This window comes from Ensifer sp. NM-2 (assembly GCF_003024455.1).
In the GTDB taxonomy this organism is placed as follows: Bacteria; Pseudomonadota; Alphaproteobacteria; order Rhizobiales; family Rhizobiaceae; genus Ensifer; species Ensifer canadensis.
In genome coordinates this window covers 1-630 of the sequence record NZ_PVZR01000093.1, presented here as the reverse complement: position 1 = coordinate 630, position 630 = coordinate 1, and the positions used below count along the sequence as shown (strand labels likewise).

The window sequence follows — 630 nt, the reverse complement described above, 5'->3', positions numbered from 1 at the left end:
ACATCGGCAATCCGGCCCCGTTCGGCTTCGAGGCGCCGGACGCCGTCCTGGCGGCGATGCACCAGCACCTACCGCACGCGCAGGGCTACTCGGACTCCAAGGGCATCTACTCGGCGCGCACCGCCGTCTCGCAGTACTACGAGTCCCGGGGCATCCGGGACATCGGCGTGGACGACGTGTTCATCGGCAACGGCGTGTCCGAGATGATCACGATGGTCCTGCAGGCCCTGGTCGACGACGGCGACGAGATCCTCGTCCCCTCGCCCGACTACCCGCTGTGGACCGGCGCCACCACCCTGGCCGGGGGCCGGGCGGTGCACTACCGCTGCGTCGAGGAGGAGGGCTGGGAGCCCGATCTCGAGCACATCGAGTCCCTCATCACGGAGCGCACCAAGGGCATCGTCCTGATCAACCCGAACAACCCCACCGGCGCGGTCTACTCCCGCGCCGTGCTGCAGGGCATCGTGGACGTGGCCCGCCGCCACAACCTCGTCCTCATGGCGGACGAGATCTACGAGAAGATCACCTACGACGGCGCCCGGCACATCAACGCCGCCGGCCTGTCCGACGACGTGCTCACCTTGACGTTCTCCGGCCTGTCCAAGGCGTACCGGGTGGCGGGCTACCGCT

At 68.7% G+C, this 630-nt stretch carries 1 protein-coding gene; it reads left to right on the top strand.

Annotated elements, in window-relative coordinates; genetic code table 11:
• Window positions 1–630: aminotransferase class I/II-fold pyridoxal phosphate-dependent enzyme (locus tag C6558_RS38920; protein WP_199197134.1), on the top strand; the 630-nt coding region annotated here is incomplete at both ends.